Origin of the sequence: Nocardia sp. No.11 (genome assembly GCF_038752175.1) — a bacterium.
In the GTDB taxonomy this organism is placed as follows: Bacteria; Actinomycetota; Actinomycetes; order Mycobacteriales; family Mycobacteriaceae; genus Nocardia; species Nocardia canadensis.
The window spans coordinates 1-4,721 of record NZ_JBCGFB010000219.1 but is presented as its reverse complement, the minus strand read 5'-3'; the positions used below and the strand labels follow the sequence as shown (position 1 = coordinate 4,721).

At 70.2% G+C, this 4,721-nt stretch carries 5 protein-coding genes; all 5 read left to right on the top strand.

Translation table 11 applies throughout. From position 1 onward, the window contains the following. The coding region (locus V8688_RS31295) for a hypothetical protein (RefSeq protein WP_342802320.1) at positions 1-572 on the top strand (572 nt) is incomplete at its 5' end. Continuing rightward, positions 572-1,735, top strand: a complete 1,164-nt coding sequence (locus V8688_RS31290; RefSeq protein WP_342802319.1) for a glutathionylspermidine synthase family protein — start codon at positions 572-574, stop codon at positions 1,733-1,735. The genes V8688_RS31295 and V8688_RS31290, both read left to right, overlap by 1 nt. 35 nt (positions 1,736-1,770) lie before the next feature. Then, the gene (locus V8688_RS31285; RefSeq protein WP_218719275.1) at positions 1,771-2,226 is read left to right on the top strand and encodes a DUF350 domain-containing protein; all 456 of its coding nucleotides are present in this window, start codon (positions 1,771-1,773) and stop codon (positions 2,224-2,226) included. A gap of 85 nt (positions 2,227-2,311) precedes the next feature. Continuing rightward, the gene (locus V8688_RS31280) at positions 2,312-2,812 is read left to right on the top strand and encodes a DUF1707 domain-containing protein (RefSeq protein WP_316575585.1); all 501 of its coding nucleotides are present in this window, start codon (positions 2,312-2,314) and stop codon (positions 2,810-2,812) included. Positions 2,813-2,965: 153 nt separating this feature from the next. Next, a partial coding sequence (locus V8688_RS31275) for an AAA family ATPase (protein ID WP_342802318.1) occupies positions 2,966-4,721 on the top strand: 1,756 nt, incomplete at its 3' end.

The window sequence follows — 4,721 nt, the reverse complement described above, 5'->3', positions numbered from 1 at the left end:
CCGGACCGCCCGCCGATGCGCCGCGGCCCGGCCGGATGGCCAGGCAGGAACCCGGCCTCACCCAGCCCCGCCCGCCCACCGTCGGTGAGGCGCGCGCCCGGGACAAGGCGCGCAAGCAGGCCGAACAGGCCCAGCGTGCCGCCGCCGAGGCGGCGGAAGCCAAGCGGCGCACCAGGAAACGGGTGATGATCGGCGGCGTCGCCGTCGTCGGTGTCGCCGCGCTGGTCGGCGGTGGCTATCTGGCCTACCGGGCGATCGCGGCACCGGATCAGGTGACCGCCTCGTGCGTGCAGATCGATCAGAACGGCAACGAGATCGTCGTCCCCGACGACAACTGCGGCGACGGCAAGACCAACTTCCGCAGCGACACCAGCCACGGTGGCGCGGGCAGCCTGATCCTGCTCGGCTGGCCGCAGTACCGCTACCACTACGGCGGCACCTCCACCATCGGCAAGCCGCCCAGCGGCGGCAGCTCGGTGAAGCCGCGCAACGCCACCGTCACCACCAAGAGCGGCACCACGATCCAGCGTGGCGGGCTCGGCAGCAAGTCCACCGGCGGGAGCGGGTCCTAGTGCGGCGGGTGGCGAGTACGCCGCGTCCGGGCTGGCAGCAGATCATCGAGAGTCAGGGGCTGGTCTACGGCGCGCCCGGCCGCGATGCCAGCGGCCAGCCGCGTCCGTACTGGGACGAGTCGGTGCACTACGAGTTCTCGATGGACGAGATCCTCGCGCTGGAAGCCGATGTGGAGCTGTTGCAGTCGATGTGCCTGCACGCGGCCGAACACGTGGTCCTCACCGAGCGCTACGCCGATTTCGGGCTGCCCGAATGGAGCTGGGGGCCGATCGCCGAATCCTGGCGGCGCAGTGACCCCTACGTCTACGGACGCTTCGACCTGCGCTACGACGCGCGGCGACCGGCCAAGCTGCTCGAGTACAACGCCGATACCCCCACCTCGCTGCTCGAGGCCGCGATCATCCAGTGGCACTGGCTGCAGCAGGTGTACCCCGGTGGCGACCAGTGGAATTCGCTGCACGAGAAGCTGGTGGAGCGCTGGACCGCACTGCGCGGCGTGCTGCCGGGCACCGAGCTGCACTTCACCTGGTCGGGCGCCGACGCGACCGGCGAGGACAACGTGACCACCGCCTACATGCAGGAGACCGCCGCCGAGGCGGGCTTCGACACGGTCGCGCTGCCGATCGAGGAGGTCGGCTTCGACACCGAGCTGCACCGCTTCGTCGATCTGGCCGAGGCGCCGATCGAGGCGGTCTTCAAGCTGTACCCGTGGGAGTGGATCCTCGACGACGACTTCGGCAAGCGCGTGGTCGAGAGCCTGCCCGCCACCGCCTGGGTCGAGCCGCTGTGGACCACGCTGCTCAGCAACAAGGCATTGCTTGCCGTGCTCTGGGAGATGTATCCCGGACACCCGAACCTGTTGCCCGCCTACCTCGACAGCCCGCACGAGCTCACCGAGTACATCCGCAAACCCAAGCTCGGTCGCGAGGGCGCCAACATGACCATCGTCGGTCCCGGCATGGAGACCGCGACCGGCGGCGTCTACGGCGCCGAGGGCTTCGTCTACCAATTGCTCGATCCGCTCCCGGAATTCGACGGCATGCGCCCGGTGCTGGGCGCCTGGGTCGTCGGCGACACGGCGGCGGGTCTGGGCATCCGGGAGACGGCGGGCCTGATCACCGACGATGGCGCCGCCTTCGTCCCGCACCGCATCGTCGACTGACCCGTGACCACACAACACTGTTCGAAAGGACCACGATGACCGCCCTCGCCCTGGAATCGGGTTATTGGAGCGCGCTCGGTGAAGGCGTCGGCGCCATCATCCTGTACTGCCTCATCGGCCTCGCGCTGATGCTGATCGGCTTCTTCGCCATCGACCTGACCACGCCCGGCAAGCTGCGCGACCTGGTCGTGGCCGGCAAGCCGAACGCGCTGATCGTGTCCGCGGCGGGCATGGTCAGCATGGCCTTCATCGTCGTGTTCGCGGTGCTGGCCACCGGCGGGGTCAACAAGCTCTCCGAAGGGCTGATCGCCGCGGTCGTCTACGGCCTGGTCGGCATCATCGCGCAGGTGATCTCGGTGCGCGTGATCGAGAAGGTCACCGGCATCGACATCGGCCGTACCCTGCACGCCGACACCTACACCCCCGAGGTGCTGGTGGTCGCGGCCGCGCACTTCGCCCTGGGTCTGGTGGTGGCGTTCGCCATCCTGTGACCGTCGCCGCGGTTGACATCACACAGTGGAGGGTGGAGGCTGGGAACAGCTGTCCACTGTGGTTGGTGAACGAGAGGATGTCGGCATGGACATCACCCCAGGCACACGCGCGTCCGACGCCGAGCGCAACGCCATCGTCGCGCAGCTGAGCACCCATCTCGCCGACGGCAGGCTCGATCTCACCGAATACGACCAGCGCGTCGCCAAGGTCTACGCGACCGCCACGCGCGACGAACTCGCCGTCGTGCTGTCCGATCTGCCGCCGCTGACCGCGCAGCAGCAGGCCGCCGCGCCTGCCGCGCAGAAGGGTCCGCGAATCCCGGTCTGGCAGCGCATCGAGGCGGGCAGCTGGCTCGGCGTCAGCCTGATCGTGGTGGTCATCTGGGGTCTGATCTCGTTGAGCGCGGGCGAGCTCACCTACTTCTGGCCGATGTGGGTCATCGGCCCCTGGGGCGCGGTGCTGGTCTTCCGCGTCCTCACCGGCTGGGAAGCGTCCCCGGGCACCCAGACCCACCTGCGCCAGCTGCAGAAGCAGATGAAGCACGTCCAGCACATGGACCCACACAACCCGGATCGCCCGCACTGACGCGGAGCGGCCGGTAGCGGCGGGTAAGCTCACGCGAGCACATGGGTAACTCGTCGGGCACGGGCTACCGCAACCCGATACCCGACCGCCAGCCGCGTGCGCCGTCCCTCTCGCGCTCGAGTCTGGCCTGAATCGCGGAGAGGCGGGCCAGCCTTGCATCTCAAGAGCTTGACGTTGAAGGGGTTCAAGTCCTTCGCGTCCGCGACCACGCTGCGCTTCGAACCGGGCATCACCTGCGTCGTCGGGCCGAACGGGTCCGGTAAGTCCAATGTCGTGGACGCCCTCACCTGGGTGATGGGTGAGCAGGGTGCCAAGGCGTTGCGGGGCGGCAAGATGCAGGACGTCATCTTCGCCGGGACCACCGGTCGCGCCGCGCTCGGGCGCGCCGAGGTGACGCTGACGATCGACAACTCCGACGGGGCGCTGCCGATCGACTACGCCGAGGTCTCGATCACCCGGCGGATGTTCCGCGACGGCGCGGGCGAGTACGAGATCAACGGCAGCAGCTGCCGGCTGATGGACGTGCAGGAACTGCTGTCGGACTCCGGTATCGGCCGCGAGATGCACGTCATCGTGGGCCAGGGCCAGCTCTCGGCGATCCTGGAGTCCCGCCCCGAGGACCGCCGCGCGTTCGTCGAAGAGGCCGCGGGCGTGCTCAAACACCGGCGCCGCAAGGAGAAGGCGGTTCGCAAGCTCGACGCGATGCAGGCCAATCTCGCCCGCCTCACCGACCTCACCACCGAACTGCGCCGCCAGCTCAAGCCCCTCGGCAGGCAGGCCGAGGTGGCCCGGCGCGCGCAGACCGTGCAGGCCGACCTGCGCGATGCCCGGTTGCGGCTGGCCGCCGACGATCTGGTGACCCGGCGGGGCGAGCTGGAATCTCAGCTCAGCAAGGAGGCCTACGCCCGCGAGCAGCAGATCACCGTGCAGTCCGAGCTCGACGCCGCCAATGCCGCGCTCGCGCAGCAGGAGTTCCAGCTCTCGCGCCTGAGTCCCAGCGCCGAGGCCGCCGCACAGACCTGGTTCCAGCTGTCCGCGCTGGCCGAGCGGGTCAACGCCACCATCCGCATCGCCGGTGACCGGGCCAGGCACCTGCACACCGAGACACCTGTCGGCACCGGCCGCGATCCCGACCAGCTCGAGGCCGAGGCCGACCGGATCGAGGCCGAGGAAGCCGAGCTGCGCTACGCGGTCGAGATGGCCACCGAAACGCTCGAGGCCGCCCGCGAGGCGCTCGCCGATCGCGAGTACGCGGCCAAGGCCGCCGAGCAGGCGCATCTGGCCGCCGTGCGCGCGATCGCCGACCGGCGCGAGGGGCTGGCCCGGCTCTCCGGCCAGGTCGAGAACCTGCGTACGAAGTCGCAATCGGTCGACGCCGAGATCGCCCGGCTGTCGGTCGCCATCGCCGACGCCCGCCATCGTGGCGAGGCCGCCCAGGTCGAATACGACTCGGTGCAGGACGAACTCGGCGAACTGGACGCCGGTGAGAAGGGCCTCGACGCCCAGCACGAGCACGCCGTCGCCGCCTTGGCGCTGGCCGACGAACGCGTGCGGGAACTGCGGGAACAGGACCGCGAGGCGAGCAAGCTGGTCGCCCGGCTCGGCGCCCGCATCGAAGCGCTCGGCATGAACCTGGCCCGCAAGGACGGCGCGGCCTGGCTGCTCGAACACGGGGTCGGCGGCCTCGGTGACCGGCTCTCGGCGCAGCTGCGGGTCGATAGCGGTTTCGAAGCCGCGGTCGCCGCGCTGCTGGGCCCGCTCGCCGACGCGATCACCGCCGAGACCCCCACCGCGGCCGACGCCGCCGTGCGCGAACTGCGCTCCGGCGATGGCGGCCGAGTCGCCTTCGTCTTCGCCACCGCCGGGCTGGTGCCCTCCGAACGCGGCAGCCTGCCGACGGGGGCGCGCT